This is a genomic window from Rhodovibrio salinarum DSM 9154 (genome assembly GCF_000515255.1).
GTDB lineage: Bacteria > Pseudomonadota > Alphaproteobacteria > Kiloniellales > Rhodovibrionaceae > Rhodovibrio > Rhodovibrio salinarum.
This window is the reverse complement of the sequence record NZ_KI911559.1, coordinates 743442-755722: the sequence shown is the minus strand read 5'-3', so window position 1 is coordinate 755722 and position 12281 is coordinate 743442. Positions and strand designations below refer to the sequence as shown.

Here is a 12281-nt window from a genome sequence, read left to right as displayed (position 1 = left end):
CCAGGATACTCTTATCCAACTACAAGCCGGCAATCGCCGCCGTTTCTTTACGCCGGCAAAACGTCGCGGCCATCCTGCATCTGCCAGATGGCATCGAGGGGACGCAGCCGATCGCCGAAAGCGGCGGTGAGAATTTGTGCCAGATCGGCAGCGTCGGCCACCCCAGGTTCGCGGCTGAGACAGGCGAAATAGGCGTCGAGGTTGCCCATTGCCAACCGCGGGCCGACTGACGCGGGCGCACCGACCCCGCCGGCCTGTACCGCCTCGTACAACAAAGCCTGTTCGAGCTGCTCGGCCGCCAGCTCCTGCGCCTTGACCCCGTCGCGCAACCGTTCGGCCGCATCGGCCAACGGCGTAATGGCCGATGTTGCGTCCTGGGACTTCAGCCACCGGCGAACGGCACGCAGCGACTGCACCACCTCGCCCTGCCAGGCAGCGACCTTGTCCGCCAACAACGTGACATCGGCCCGGGACAGACGGGTGCCAGTTTGCCCCGCCCAGACGCACAACAGCAGCAGATTGACGTCGAGATCGTGCCGCCCCTGCAGGGACAGACAGGCCGCATCGACCCCCGGCCGACCGTAAAGGTCCAGCGAGAACCGCCAGAAGGGCGTGTCGAGCGCGGTGTCCATGACCCAATCTCTAGCAGGCACGCGTGACTTTTCGATTAAACCACGAAACGCCTTGCCGAGTCCTTCCCAGAAAATCGACCCCTTAGAGTACCGGATCCGTGTCCCCGAACGAGATCCCGAGACCACGCGCCGTACGCACCAGCGAGCTGTCGCGCTCGACCGCCTGGAACTGGTCGATCGCATCCTGTAACGGCACGTCGACGACCTGACGGTTCTGCCAGGCGACCATGCGGTCGTACTTGCCTTGCGCCACCAGGTCGACCGCGTGGACGCCGAACACGGACGCCATCAAACGATCCCGGCTGACCGGCATGCCGCCGCGCTGAACGTGGCCAAGGACGGTGACGCGCACCTCCGCACCGGTCGCCTCCGCGATGCGCCCGCCGATATAATGCCCAATCCCGCCGTAGGTCGTGCCGCCACCGGTATGCTGCTGGCGCACCGGTTCGCCACTTTCCGTCTGCACCGCCTCCGCGACGACGACCAGCGCGAAGTTGCGCCCGCTCTTGCGGATTGCCTCGATCTGCTGGGCCACCGCATCGATGCTGTAGGGGATCTCCGGGATCAGGATCACGTCGGCCCCGCCCGAGATACCGGCGGCGAGTGCGATGTGACCGGCGTCGCGGCCCATCACCTCCAGCACCATCACGCGGTTGTGGCTGGCCGCGGTCGGCTGCAGGTTGTCGAGCGCGTTGGTCGCGACATTGACGGCACTGGCGTAGCCGATCGACACCTCGGTCGCGCCGACGTCGTTGTCGATCGTCTTGGGCACGCCCACGAAGTTCCAGCCCCCGATCCCGGCGAGCCGGCGCAGGATCGCCATCGACCCATCACCGCCGATTCCGATCAACGCATCGAGACCCAGCTCATGGTACCCCTGCGCAACCTCGGGGGCGCGGTCGAGCCGGTTGCCATCGCTGTCGACATAGTGAAACGGGTCGTTGGAATTGTTGCTGCCGAGTACCGTGCCGCCCTTGCGCAGAAGCGTGCCATCGAAATCGTTCGGGTCCAGCCGCACGGCATCGACCGGGCGGTGCATCAACCCAACCGTGCCCGCGCGGATGCCGTAAACCTCGTAACCGTACGCCTGCGCACGCTTAGCCGCGGCCCGAATCGCCGCGTTCAGCCCGGCACAATCACCGCCGCTGGTCAGAATCCCCAGACGTTTACGTTCGGCCATGGCGTTGCGTGTATCGCTCCGATCCGTGCTGGTGACGAAGTGTCCTGAAAAGGCCCCGCTTTCGCAAGGCGACCGGACACGGAAAACCCCCTTTTCACACGCCGAAGTGGGTGAAAAATCCGCTCCTGGGAAGACAAAGACGACTCCCCGCACGCGTCTGCGAAGCGTATAGTCCGCCCATCATCGCGCTGCGCGCTGCCCTGTTGAACCCGACGAAAGCCGCTAAACCTGACGATGGACGACGAGACCTTCAGCGAGAACGACCCCGACAGCGAACTGCGCAACCGCCTGCAAGAGCTGGAGAGCGAGCACCGCGATCTGGACGACGTGATCGAGCGGCTGTCCGATGGCTCGATCAACGACCAGTTGCAGATCAAGCGGCTGAAGAAGCGCAAGCTGCAGCTGAAAGACGAGATCACCCGGATTCGCAGCCGTCTACTGCCCGACATCATCGCCTGATCCGGCAGCGCCCCTCGCTACCTCTGTCACCGTCATCCGTCCACCGGACGCGCCCTTGTCAGGCCGGCCTCGGGTGAGAATACTGCGCGCGCTGCGGCTCTGCCGCGCGCCCATCCAACAACCCGTATCCGTAGGGGACTCCGCATGGCCGAGCCCGTCGTCGGCATCATCATGGGCAGCCAGTCCGACTGGGAGACCATGCAGAACACCGCCGCCACGCTGGACCGGCTGGGCGTGGCCTACGAAACGCGCATCGTCTCCGCCCACCGCACGCCCGAACGCATGGTCGACTACGCCAAGACCGCCCGGACGCGCGGTCTGAAGGTGATCGTCGCCGGCGCGGGCGGGGCCGCGCACCTGCCGGGCATGGTGGCCTCGATGACGCCGCTGCCGGTGTTCGGCGTGCCGGTACAGTCGAAGGCGTTGAGCGGCTGGGACAGCCTGCTGTCGATCGCGCAGATGCCGGGCGGCGTGCCGGTCGGCACGCTCGCCATCGGCCGTTCCGGCGCGGTCAACGCGGGCCTGCTCGCCGCCAGCGTGATCGCCCTGATCGACGCGGACGTCGCCGAGGCGCTGGACGCCTACCGCGCCGAGCAGAGCGCCGGCGTTGCCGAGACGCCCAGCGACAGTGCCTGAGTCCCCGCCCACAACGTAGAGCCTGTTCCCATGTCTGACCCGCTCGCCCCCGGTTCCGTGATCGGCATTCTGGGGGGCGGCCAGCTTGGCCGCATGGCGGCCCTGGCCGCCTACCCGCTGGGCTACCGGGTGCATGTCTACACCCCCAAGGCCGACGATCCCGCGACCCAGGTGACCGACCGCACGACCATCGCGTCCTACGACGACGCCGAGGCGCTGGCCGCCTTCGCGCAAGCGGTCGACGTGGTGACCTACGAATTCGAGAACGTACCCGCGCGCACCGCAGAGATCCTGGGCGAGAGCGTCCCCTTGCGCCCGCGCCCCGGTGTGCTGGCGATCTGCCAGGACCGGCTGAAGGAAAAGGACTTCCTGCGCGACCACGGCATCCCCACGACCGACTATGCCGAAGTGACGAGCGCCCAGGAGCTGGCCGACGCGTTGGCCGACGGGGCAATCGGCCGGCCGGCCGTGTTGAAGACGGTGCGCGGCGGCTACGACGGCAAAGGCCAGCTGATGATCGCGCCCGACAGCGATGCCGAGGCAGCCTGGAGCGAAATGGCCGGGACGGATGCCCAGCCGGTGGGCATCCTGGAGGCGTTCGTCGATTACGCCCTGGAAGCTTCCGTGATCGTCGCCCGCGGGGTCGACGGGCAGATCGCGAGCTACGTGCCCGTCGAAAACCGGCACGAGCACCACATCCTGTCCCAGACGATCGCCCCGGCCGACCTAAACCCGACGACAGCACAGCGGGCGACCGACACGGCCGAGGCGGTGGCCCGCGCGATCGACCTGGTCGGCGTGATGGGGGTGGAACTGTTCGTCACCCACGACGGCGACGTGCTGGTCAACGAGCTGGCGCCACGCCCGCACAACTCCGGCCACTGGACGATCGACGCCTGCCCCGCCTCGCAGTTCGAGCAGTTCATCCGCGCGGTCGCCGGGCTGCCGCTCGCCCCCTGCACGCGGCATTCGGACGCAGTGATGGACAACCTGCTGGGGGACGAGGCCGGCCATTGGCTGGAGATCGCGCGGGAAGGCGACGCCCGCCTGCACCTCTACGGCAAGGCAGAGGCCCGCCCGGGCCGCAAGATGGGCCACGTCACCCGCCTGAAGCCGCGCAGCGGGACCTGATGCGCCGGCCGTGCCCGATCGTAACCTGACCCGGACATGAAAAGGCCCGGCCGCCGAAGCGACCGGGCCCTCCTCTCGGCAATCGACTCTGGCGTTAGTCCGGCATCTCGCCGGTGATCCAGAAGTTCACGAGATCGGGATGATTCTCGACGTACTGCTTGGCAGCCGTCGGGTAATCCTCACGCTCGCCGACGTCCATGCCCGCCTGCACGTCGTCCAGCGGGATCGAGATCCGGTCCAGCATCTCATAGACGTCCGGGAACTCGCGGTAGAAGCCCTCGCGCGCCAGGATATCGGCCCGCTCGATGCTGCCGAGGACGCCCTTCGGGTCTTCGAGGTAGTGCAGGTCCCAGCGCCCGAACTTCCAGTGCGGGCTCCAGCCGGTGACCACGATCCACTCCTCGTTCTTGATCGCGCGCTGAAGCGCGGCGGTCATGCCGCTGCCTGAGGAGACCACGAGACGGTAGCCCGCATCCTTCAGGCCGTATTCGTCCATGGCCTTCTTCGACAGGCGGGTCAGACCGGCGCCCGGGCCGATACCGATGATCTTGCCGTCGAGCTTCTCCCGGATCTCTTCGGACTTCAGGTCCTCAATCGAGCCGAGCTGATCCTCCGGCACGTAATCCGGAACGATCCAGCCAAGCCGGGCGCGACTGTAGATCGGACCGATGCTGACGGTGTCCTGTGCCACCTTGTCGTAGTAGTCGGAGTGCGTGTCCGGCAGCCAGGAATCCGTATGGAAGTCAATGTCACCCGACTGCACCGCCTGATAGACGGCGGCCGGATCGGCCTTGGTCATCTCGACTTCCTTGCCCATCTTCTCGCGCACGATGTACTCGACCACGTGCGAGGTGAAGAGCGCATCCGACCAGTTGAAGTAGCCGATCTCGACGACGCCGTTGTCTTCCGCCTGCGCCGCACCAGCCGTGCCGACGGCAACGGCCAGCGCCAGACATGTAGAGGTGATTTTCTGCATCACTCAGCCTCCCTGGTTGCGTATTGTTAACGCACGCGCAACGTGCAAAGGTTGTTTGCGCGCATTCTGACACCCCAATTAATAAGGGTTCTGAGTTTTGGGGTAAGGGTAGGGGCTCTTGCTTAAGCGTCAACCTCCCCCCAAAAACGCTGAATTATTCAACATTCGCAAGCAGTTATAGCCGGAACCCGTTTCTCTGCGCATAGCGAACACCGGGCATCAGAAAGGGTCGGGTCGGTGAAGAGGCCGTTTATCAAGCTGTACCCACGACGTTTTTCACGCAGGCATATCTTAGGCGAAATTCTGCGACGCACAGCGCGTTGCACCGCCGGCTTGGCGTGTGCTAGCTATCGCGCCGCTTGAACGGCGCTGACGAGGGCGGTTTGGCACGCACCCCGAAGATCCTGATCCTGAACGGACCGAACCTGAATCTCCTGGGCACCCGGCAGCCGTCGGTCTATGGCCGCGAGACGCTCGGCGATGTCGAGCGCGCGTGCACCAAGACCGCGGAAACGCTGGGCCTGGAGGTCGATTTCCGGCAATCCAACCGGGAAGGCGAACTGGTCGACTGGATCCAGGAAGCGCGGGACAGCCACGCCGGAATCGTGATCAACGCAGGCGCGTACAGCCACACCTCGGTTGCGATCCTGGACGCGCTCTTGGCCGTCGATTTGCCAGTGATCGAGGTGCACCTGTCGAACCTGTTCAAGCGTGAAACATTCCGCCACCACAGCTACATCAGTCAGGCGGCGCAGGGCGTTATCTGCGGCCTCGGCGCCGCCGGGTATCTCTACGCGCTGGATGCCCTTGGCCGACGCCTGAGCGCGCAAGGAGAGGCCTGATGGCCGACGACGAGAGCCGCGACGACTTCAACTTCGACGAGGAGGTGGTGCGCCGTTTGAGCCACCTGCTCAAGGAAACCGACCTGTCCGAGATCGAGGTCGAGACCGGCGGCCACCGCATCCGGGTCGCCCGACAGATCAATGTCCAGGCAAGCGCACCGGCCGCGCCGGCACCAGCACCGCAGCCGCAGGGCGGCGGCGAGGCGGCGAGCGCGCCCAAGCCCGGCCCGGAGGCGACGGCCGAGCAGGTGCCCCCCGGCGCTGTGACCTCACCGATGGTGGGCACGGTCTATACCGCGCCGGACCCGAACTCGGCCGCTTTCGTGCAAGTCGGCGACAAGGTGAGCGAGGGCCAGACCCTACTGATCATCGAGGCGATGAAGGTGATGAACCCGTTGCCCGCCCCGCGCGCAGGCACGGTGTCGCAGATCCTGATCAGCGACGGCCAGCCGGTCGAGTTCGGCGAGCCGTTGCTGGTCGTCGAGTAGGCCGGGCAAAGGGCCGAACCGATGTTCCACAAGGTGTTGATCGCCAACCGCGGCGAGATCGCGCTGCGCATTCACCGCGCCTGCCGCGAGATGGGCATTCACACGGTGGCGGTGCACTCCACCGCCGACGCCAACGCCATGCACGTGCGCCTGGCGGACGAAAGCGTGTGCATCGGCCCACCCGCCTCCAAGGACAGCTACCTGAACATGGCGGCGATCCTGACCGCCGCCACGATCACCGGAGCCGACGCGATCCACCCGGGCGTTGGCTTCCTGTCTGAGAACGCCGACTTCGCCAACATGGTGCGCGAGCACGGTATGGCCTTCATCGGCCCGGACCCCGAGCATCTGCGCTCGATGGGCGACAAGGTCACCGCCAAGCAGACCATGAAGGATCTGGGCGTGCCGGTCGTACCCGGCTCCGACGGCGCGGTGACGGATGACGACGAGGCCTGGGCGATCGCCGAGCGGATCGGCTATCCCGTGCTGGTCAAGGCGGCCGCCGGCGGCGGCGGCCGGGGCATGAAGGTCGCCTACAAGCGCGAGGAGATGCACGACGCGCTCAACATGGCGCGCACCGAGGCACGCAACGCCTTCGGCCACGACGCCGTCTACCTGGAGAAGTATCTGGGCCACCCGCGCCACATCGAGGTGCAGGTGGTGGGCGACAACCATGGTAACGCCGTGCATCTGGGCGAGCGCGACTGTTCCCTGCAGCGCCGCCACCAGAAACTGCTGGAGGAAGGCCCCTCGCCAGCGCTGACCGACGAGCAACGCACCTGGATCGGCCAGCGCGCCGTCGACGCGGTGCGGGGCATGGGCTACCGCTCGGTCGGCACCTTCGAGTTCCTGTTCGAGGACGGCGAGTTCTACTTCATCGAGATGAACACCCGCCTGCAGGTCGAGCACCCGGTGACCGAGGCGATCACCGGCGTCGACCTGGTGCGCGAGCAGATCCGGGTGGCCGCTGGCCTGCCACTCGGTTTCGGGCAGGACGACGTGGAGATTCGCGGCCACGCCATCGAATGTCGGATCAATGCGGAGGACCCGCGCACCTTCGCCCCCTCGCCCGGGCAGGTCACCAACTTCCACGCCCCCAGCGGGCTGGCGGTGCGCGTCGATAGCGGGCTGTACAGTGGCTACCGCATCCCGCCGTTCTACGACAGCTTGGTCGCCAAGCTGATCGTCTCCGGCACCACCCGCGCGGAATGCCTGCGCCGGCTCAACCGCGCGCTTGAAGAGTTCGTGATCGAGGGCATCTCGACCACCATCCCGCTCCACGCCGAGTTGATCCACGAACCCGACTTCGTTTCCGGGAACTACGACATCCACTGGCTGCAGCGCTACGTCGATGCGAAGAGCGGGTAGCGGGACAACGCGTATCTCTTTTCAGCACTCATAAAAAACCCCGATCCGCCTTGTAGGCTGATCGGGGTCTTCGAACCGCAGAACGCGGATACCGCCGCCTTTAGAAGTTAAAGCCAACGCCCACCAGGTGGTAGAACTGGCCGTCGTCCGCCGCTTCGTCGGCGTCCTCGGCGTTCGAGAAGGTGAACTGGTATTCGCTCTGGACAAAGATGAAGGTGTTGTTGTCCGCGTAGTACTTCAGACCCGCTTCCGGACCGGTGGCGAAGCTGTCGTTGACGTTGTCGCCGTAGATCCCGCCGAAGCTAGCGCCGATGTAGGGGCGGAACCGGCCCAGGTCGAACACGTAGTCGATGAAGCCGCGGGTGGCGGCGTTCACCTGGTCGTCATCTTCCAAATCGGCGAAGTTTATGCTTTGCCGGGCACCCAGCAGGATGTTGTCGGTCACGTAGTTGCCGACGCTGCCGGAGATACCGATCTGGTGGTTATCGAAGTCGTTGTTGCTGGTGCCGTTACCCGACAGGGTGATTTCCCAGTCGCCCTGCTTCGGCCCCGGCTCCTGATCGCCGGTCTGGGCCAACGCGGTGCCCGGCAGGGCCAAGGCGGCCACCAGAAGAGCCGCAATTTTGATGCGCATCGCTACAAGCCTTTCGTGTCCGAATGGTGATCACGCCGCCGGATTCGGGACAGAACGAATCTGGGCGCATCCCGTGGACCGAAAGCCCGGGCGCTTTATTCCGAAATTATTTCAGATTTTTTGCGGGGCAGTTTCATGCGCCTCGACCGGAACCCCATAAGAGACGCGGCTAGGGCATCCTAAGCCAGCGCCCGCAGCCCTCGTAGGTTTCCCCGTCCACCGTCAGCAACACGCTCGCAGGATAGGCGCGGCCATTCATCGAGTCCTGGCAGGGCACGTCGCGCGCACGCAAGCGGAGATCGCCCGGACGTGCGGTGCCACGCCAGCGGACCGCGCCCGTGCCGGTCGACGCGCGTTCGACCGGGGCGGTGACAATCCGGGCGCCATCGTCCAACGTCGCCTCGATCCGACCATGGGCCACCACGGCGTGCCAGCCAGGCTCCTGCCCTACTGCCCGGAACAGCGCCCCGCGCGCGGCTGCGGCGGCCCAGGGCGCAGACCCCTGCGGTTCAAGGTCACAGTCGACCGGCTCGCCCCCGGACGGGGTGAACGTGGCCTCGTCGCCACTGTCCCAGAAACTGAGGCCCGCGCCGGTGTAGCGCGCCCCGGAGGCGGTCCGCACGCGGTGCAGCGTGACTGCCGAGCGGCCTGGGGCCAGCAGCGTGAGCGTATCACCCTCCCGCACCAAGGCTTCCAGATGGCCGCCATCCTCGCAGGTATAAGCCAAAGTGCGACCGGGTTTGGACGTGCTCGTCTTCGGCGTGCTGGCGCAACCTGCCAGCAACAGCGCCGCGAGGGGGGCGACGAGCCAGGACCGGTAGTGCATGGGAGCCGATCCCTAAGCCGTTCTCAGGACGGCGGAACGACGCAAACGTGCCGTCTCCGCGATGGCGCGAGAAATGCCGCGCGGCGCCGTTCGGAGCAAGCGGCCATCGCGTGACAGCCAAATGACTCTTGTTGGACGTCGCCGCCCGAGCGGGTGAACAGCCGCTCGCCTCGTCCCGATTATCGCGCTAGACTGCGCAGGTGACGGGCACGCACGGACGTAACGCACAAGTGACGCGGCCGACGACAACGCAATGGAACTGACGCCGGATTTGTTGCTGCGCGCCTACGCCGTCGGGATCTTCCCGATGGCGGAAAGCCGCCGCGACCACGAAATCCACTGGATCGATCCGGAAGTGCGGGGCGTGATCCCGCTGGAGGATTTCCACGTACCGCGCCGGTTGCGGCGCACGGTGCGCAGGGGTGTTTTCGAGATCACCGCCGACCGTGCCTTCCGCGACGTCATCGCCGCCTGCGCGCAGCCGTCGGAAAACCGCCCGGACACCTGGATCAACCCGACGATCGAGCGGCTTTATCGCGATCTGCACCAGCTCGGCTTTGGCCATTCGGTGGAATGCTGGCAGGACGGCGAGCTGGTGGGCGGCCTGTACGGGGTGGCGCTGGGCGGTGCCTTCTTTGGCGAGAGCATGTTCTCCCGCCTTACGGATGCGAGCAAGGTGGCGCTCGTGCACCTGGTCGCTCGGCTGGAGATCGGCGGCTTCAAGCTGTTGGACACGCAGTTCACAACCCCGCACCTGAACCAATTCGGCGCGATCGACATCCGCCGGGAGCAATACCGCCAGCTATTGTCCGACGCGGTCCCCACGGCTGCCGAATTCCCGCCCCAGATCACGCGCCAGCAGCTTCACGCCTTCCTGGACCGCCACGGCCACGCAACCGCGCCGGTTGGCGACATGCAGGACGCCGGCAATGGCGAGGACACCGACGGCTAAAGGTAGCCAAACTGTCACCGCGGAAGCGGTCGCGGACCGACTTGGGTCCGCGACCGCTCCTCACAGGGTCAGTGGAAAAGCCAGCAACGATGAGGTCTCCACGCTAGATCAGGGCTTCCCAGACTTACCGGCGTGCGGCGTCCAGTAGACGGCCGGGCCGACCAGCCCCTGCAGGAAAGGCGACGGCGCGTCGGCACGCGGGCTATCCAGGCCGAGTTCGCGCCGCACCTCATCCGGCACGTTGGCCAGTTCGGCTTGCGTCATCCGCTGCGCCTTCCGGCGGGCTCGTTGTTCGGCCGCCCGGTCAACCCGCCGCGCCATCGCCGTCAGAAAATTGGCGGTGCGGGTTTTGAACCGGGTGTCTGGGTGGGAGGCGGTCGGCACGGCGGTGGCGCTGGGGCTCTGGAACGTCATGACGTCGTCTCCTTCTCCGCTCCGGCCTGCGCACAATCGCCCAGGCCTTTCAAATTTTCCTCAACCGAGGGCCTATCCCCTCCGTCTCTTGAAAGGCATAATTGGGGAAACTCCTGATGCCGACAAACGACGATGTCTTGCGTCAGGTTTAGGAAAATTTGAAAGGGTCCGAGATGCCGCGCGCCCTGCCCCCGCTCAACGGCCTGCGCGCCTTCGAAGCCGCCGGCCGCCACCTGTCGTTCTCCAAGGCCGCGCAGGAACTGAACGTCACGCCTGCGGCGATCAGTCACCAGATTAAAGGACTGGAGGAGCATCTACAGGTCCAACTGTTCCGCCGCGAGCCGCGCACCCTGCTGTTGACCGATGCCGGCCAGCGGGCGCTGCCGGAGATTCGGGCGGCCTTCGAGCACCTGGCCGAGGCGGTGGAGGGGCTGCGGGACGCCAGCGAAGCCAACCAGCACCTACTCACCGTCTCCGCCGTGCCGTCCTTGTCGTCGAAATGGCTGGTCCCGCGCCTCGACCGTTTCCGCCGACAGCATCCGGAAATCGACGTGCGCCTGGATGCGACCGGTACGGTCGTCGACTTCAGCCGGGATCAGGACATCGATCTCGGCCTGCGTTACGGTACGGGCGGCTATCCGGGGTTGGAGGCGATCCGGCTCGCATCCGGCGACGTCATCCCGGTGTGCAGCCCGGCCGTCGCGTACGCCGATCCGCCGCTCAAGCAGCCGGCGGACCTGGCCAACCGCACCCTGATCCACACCAGTTGGGGCAGCGGTGCGACCGATCCGGACTGGGGCGAGTGGCTCCGCAGCGCCGGCGTCTCGAACATCGACAGCCGCCGCGGTCCGCGTTTCAACCATACCGAATACGCCGTGCAAGCCGCTCTCCAGGACCAGGGCGTGGCGCTGGCGGCGCGCGTGCTGATGGAAGACGATCTGGCCGCCGGCCGGCTCGTCGCGCCGTTCGACGCGCACGAAGCGGGCGCCGGCAACACGGCTGGCACCGGCTTTTCCTACTGGATCGTAGCCCCCAAAGCGAAGCTGAAGCTGCGCCGCGTGCGCGCCTTCCGTGACTGGCTGCTTGACGAGATGGCGGCCACGCGCGAAGAGCGGGGTCAGGACCCGGCCGACGTGCCGGCCAAGCCATCCGACAGCGAGGCCCTCAGTTGAGCGAACAGCGCACCCCCGCCTGGCTCCGGCCGACGATCGACTACGGCCCCCTGGCCGTCTTCTTCGCCGCCTATGTGATCGACGGGCTGATGGCCGCCACGGCCGCCCTGATCGTGGCGACCGTGCTGGTGCTGGGCCTGTCGCTGGGCATCCAGCGGACCGTGCCCAAGCTGCCCCTGATCACCGCGGGGATCGTGACGGTGTTCGGCGGCCTGACGCTCGCCCTCAACGATCCGACGTTCATCAAGATGAAGCCGACAATCGTACAGGCGATCTTCGCGGTCGTCCTCCTGGGCGGCCTCGCGTTCGGCCGGGCGTTGCTCAAACCGGTCCTGGGCATGGCGATGCCCTGGACGATCACCGAACGCGGCTGGCGCCAGTTGACCTTCCGCTGGGGCGTATTCTTCGCCGCGATGGCGGTCCTGAACGAGGTGGTCTGGCGCACCCAGTCGACCGACTTCTGGGTCAGCTTCAAGGTGTTCGGCCTGCTCGGCCTGACCATTGTGTTCGCGATGGCCCAGATGCCGTTGATGACCCGCGAGAAGGTCGAGGAAGAGGCGGGCTAGATCAC

The 12281-nt window shown here is 66.3% G+C and carries 15 protein-coding genes; 9 read left to right on the top strand and 6 right to left on the bottom strand.

What is annotated here, in order from left to right; all coding sequences use genetic code 11:
* Positions 1 to 47: 47 nt before the first annotated feature.
* On the bottom strand, positions 48 to 632 hold the full coding sequence (locus tag RHOSA_RS23960; protein WP_051431758.1) for a TIGR02444 family protein: 585 nt from the start codon (positions 630 to 632) through the stop codon (positions 48 to 50).
* Between the two features lie 82 nt (positions 633 to 714).
* The gene (locus RHOSA_RS0103550; RefSeq protein WP_027287602.1) at positions 715 to 1812 is read right to left on the bottom strand and encodes an ATP-dependent 6-phosphofructokinase; all 1098 of its coding nucleotides are present in this window, start codon (positions 1810 to 1812) and stop codon (positions 715 to 717) included.
* Between the two features lie 234 nt (positions 1813 to 2046).
* Between RHOSA_RS0103550 and RHOSA_RS0103545 the strand changes: the two genes are divergently transcribed.
* The 3 genes from RHOSA_RS0103545 (at position 2047) to RHOSA_RS0103535 (ending at position 4038) form a co-directional block, all read left to right on the top strand.
* Complete coding sequence (locus tag RHOSA_RS0103545) at positions 2047 to 2271, top strand: YdcH family protein (protein WP_037255652.1); 225 nt, start codon at positions 2047 to 2049, stop codon at positions 2269 to 2271.
* Positions 2272 to 2415: 144 nt separating this feature from the next.
* Complete coding sequence (gene purE, locus RHOSA_RS0103540) at positions 2416 to 2907, top strand: 5-(carboxyamino)imidazole ribonucleotide mutase (RefSeq protein ID WP_027287600.1); 492 nt, start codon at positions 2416 to 2418, stop codon at positions 2905 to 2907.
* Between the two features lie 30 nt (positions 2908 to 2937).
* Positions 2938 to 4038 (top strand): 5-(carboxyamino)imidazole ribonucleotide synthase, encoded by a 1101-nt coding sequence (locus RHOSA_RS0103535; RefSeq protein ID WP_027287599.1) that lies wholly within the window; start codon positions 2938 to 2940, stop codon positions 4036 to 4038.
* 94 nt (positions 4039 to 4132) lie between these two features.
* Here RHOSA_RS0103535 and RHOSA_RS0103530 read toward each other — a convergent pair whose 3' ends face one another.
* Complete coding sequence (locus tag RHOSA_RS0103530) at positions 4133 to 5014, bottom strand: glycine betaine ABC transporter substrate-binding protein (protein WP_200371936.1); 882 nt, start codon at positions 5012 to 5014, stop codon at positions 4133 to 4135.
* A 383-nt stretch (positions 5015 to 5397) separates the two neighbouring features.
* On the opposite strand from RHOSA_RS0103530, the gene aroQ reads away from it, so the two are divergent.
* From aroQ to accC, 3 genes are read left to right on the top strand one after another with little or no spacing between them, the layout of a single operon-like run.
* Positions 5398 to 5856: a type II 3-dehydroquinate dehydratase gene (gene aroQ, locus RHOSA_RS0103525; RefSeq protein WP_027287597.1), complete on the top strand. Its 459-nt coding sequence runs from the start codon at positions 5398 to 5400 to the stop codon at positions 5854 to 5856.
* Positions 5856 to 6344 carry an acetyl-CoA carboxylase biotin carboxyl carrier protein gene (accB, locus tag RHOSA_RS0103520; protein ID WP_027287596.1) on the top strand — a complete coding sequence of 163 codons (489 nt, stop codon included), beginning with the start codon at positions 5856 to 5858 and terminating at the stop codon, positions 6342 to 6344. The genes aroQ and accB overlap by 1 nt, the downstream gene beginning before the upstream one ends.
* A 21-nt stretch (positions 6345 to 6365) precedes the next feature.
* Positions 6366 to 7712 (top strand): acetyl-CoA carboxylase biotin carboxylase subunit, encoded by a 1347-nt coding sequence (accC, locus tag RHOSA_RS0103515; RefSeq protein ID WP_027287595.1) that lies wholly within the window; start codon positions 6366 to 6368, stop codon positions 7710 to 7712.
* Between the two features lie 100 nt (positions 7713 to 7812).
* On the opposite strand, the gene RHOSA_RS0103510 is transcribed toward accC, so the two are convergent.
* Both RHOSA_RS0103510 and RHOSA_RS23955 read right to left on the bottom strand, forming a co-directional pair.
* Positions 7813 to 8346, bottom strand: a complete 534-nt coding sequence (locus tag RHOSA_RS0103510) for a hypothetical protein (protein ID WP_027287594.1) — start codon at positions 8344 to 8346, stop codon at positions 7813 to 7815.
* Positions 8347 to 8515: 169 nt separating this feature from the next.
* Positions 8516 to 9172 carry an MliC family protein gene (locus tag RHOSA_RS23955; RefSeq protein WP_051431757.1) on the bottom strand — a complete coding sequence of 219 codons (657 nt, stop codon included), beginning with the start codon at positions 9170 to 9172 and terminating at the stop codon, positions 8516 to 8518.
* 253 nt (positions 9173 to 9425) lie between these two features.
* Between RHOSA_RS23955 and aat the strand changes: the two genes are divergently transcribed.
* A complete protein-coding gene (gene aat, locus RHOSA_RS20190; RefSeq protein WP_081728427.1) occupies positions 9426 to 10124 on the top strand; it encodes a leucyl/phenylalanyl-tRNA--protein transferase in 699 nt (232 codons plus the stop codon).
* Between the two features lie 108 nt (positions 10125 to 10232).
* Here aat and RHOSA_RS0103495 read toward each other — a convergent pair whose 3' ends face one another.
* A complete protein-coding gene (locus RHOSA_RS0103495; RefSeq protein WP_027287593.1) occupies positions 10233 to 10538 on the bottom strand; it encodes a hypothetical protein in 306 nt (101 codons plus the stop codon).
* A 158-nt stretch (positions 10539 to 10696) separates the two neighbouring features.
* Here RHOSA_RS0103495 and gcvA point away from each other — a divergent pair, with 158 nt between their 5' ends.
* On the top strand, positions 10697 to 11710 hold the full coding sequence (gene gcvA, locus RHOSA_RS20185) for a transcriptional regulator GcvA (RefSeq protein ID WP_211234256.1): 1014 nt from the start codon (positions 10697 to 10699) through the stop codon (positions 11708 to 11710).
* The gene (locus tag RHOSA_RS0103485) at positions 11707 to 12276 is read left to right on the top strand and encodes a septation protein A (RefSeq protein ID WP_027287592.1); all 570 of its coding nucleotides are present in this window, start codon (positions 11707 to 11709) and stop codon (positions 12274 to 12276) included. The genes gcvA and RHOSA_RS0103485 overlap by 4 nt, the downstream gene beginning before the upstream one ends.
* Positions 12277 to 12281 lie beyond the last annotated feature (5 nt).

Excerpts from the sequence above, each read along its gene's own strand:
- RHOSA_RS23955 (WP_051431757.1), bottom strand. The coding sequence starts at position 9,172 with ATGCACTACCGGTCCTGGCTCGTCGCCCCCCTCGCGGCGCTGTTGCTG.
- aat (WP_081728427.1), top strand. The coding sequence starts at position 9,426 with ATGGAACTGACGCCGGATTTGTTGCTGCGCGCCTACGCCGTCGGGATC.
- RHOSA_RS0103530 (WP_200371936.1), bottom strand. The coding sequence starts at position 5,014 with ATGCAGAAAATCACCTCTACATGTCTGGCGCTGGCCGTTGCCGTCGGC.
- RHOSA_RS0103545 (WP_037255652.1), top strand. The coding sequence starts at position 2,047 with ATGGACGACGAGACCTTCAGCGAGAACGACCCCGACAGCGAACTGCGC.
- RHOSA_RS23960 (WP_051431758.1), bottom strand. The coding sequence starts at position 632 with ATGGACACCGCGCTCGACACGCCCTTCTGGCGGTTCTCGCTGGACCTT.
- accB (WP_027287596.1), top strand. The coding sequence starts at position 5,856 with ATGGCCGACGACGAGAGCCGCGACGACTTCAACTTCGACGAGGAGGTG.
- purE (WP_027287600.1), top strand. The coding sequence starts at position 2,416 with ATGGCCGAGCCCGTCGTCGGCATCATCATGGGCAGCCAGTCCGACTGG.
- RHOSA_RS0103495 (WP_027287593.1), bottom strand. The coding sequence starts at position 10,538 with ATGACGTTCCAGAGCCCCAGCGCCACCGCCGTGCCGACCGCCTCCCAC.
- RHOSA_RS0103510 (WP_027287594.1), bottom strand. The coding sequence starts at position 8,346 with ATGCGCATCAAAATTGCGGCTCTTCTGGTGGCCGCCTTGGCCCTGCCG.
- RHOSA_RS0103550 (WP_027287602.1), bottom strand. The coding sequence starts at position 1,812 with ATGGCCGAACGTAAACGTCTGGGGATTCTGACCAGCGGCGGTGATTGT.
- RHOSA_RS0103535 (WP_027287599.1), top strand. The coding sequence starts at position 2,938 with ATGTCTGACCCGCTCGCCCCCGGTTCCGTGATCGGCATTCTGGGGGGC.
- accC (WP_027287595.1), top strand. The coding sequence starts at position 6,366 with ATGTTCCACAAGGTGTTGATCGCCAACCGCGGCGAGATCGCGCTGCGC.